This window comes from Oleiphilus sp. HI0125 (assembly GCF_001635355.1).
The window spans coordinates 1-615 of record NZ_LWGF01000041.1; the positions used below are offsets into that span (position 1 = coordinate 1).

At 44.4% G+C, this 615-nt stretch carries 1 protein-coding gene; it reads right to left on the reverse strand.

From position 1 onward, the window contains the following. Window positions 1-437, reverse strand: a 437-nt coding sequence (locus A3762_RS00810; protein WP_197468908.1) for a Gfo/Idh/MocA family oxidoreductase, incomplete at its 3' end; no start/stop codon positions are given. Window positions 438-615 lie beyond the last annotated feature (178 nt).

The following is a 615-nucleotide window of genomic DNA, read 5'->3' on the forward strand; positions in this document are numbered from 1 at the left end:
GCCGCCAAGCCTTCGCGTACCGATTTAATAATCGGGATACCACCTGCAACGCTCGCTTCGTAACAAAGACTAACTCCCGCAGAATTAGCCAAAGCAAATAGTTCATTGCCGTGCTCTGCAATCAAAGCCTTGTTAGCCGTTACAACGTGCTTACCTGCCTGAAGAGCCGTCTCTACTAACTCTTTTGCAGGGCTGTAGCCGCCAATCAACTCAAGCACAACATCTACTTCGGGGTTTGTTACAACAGCGTTCAAATCCGTTGTAAAGTCGATACCTGTCAAATCACAATTGTCTTTCTTCGTGCGCGAAGCAATCTGAATAATTTCAATCGAGCAACCCGTGCGTGCTGAAATCTCTTCACGATTTCGATTTAAAACATTAACCACGCCACTCGCTACAGTACCAAGACCGCATATGCCCAATTTGAGTGTTTTCAAAACACGTACCTCTTAAATCAACTGAAAGCTAAAAAACTAGCCCTTAAAACGGGCGCATAGTATAACGGGTAGAAGGGACAAAAAGAATGGAATCAATGATTTAAAACGCGCTTTTTAGCGAGAGTTTGACATGGTTAGAAACTAAGCCGAGACAAACAGTCCCGGCCTAATGCGTAAT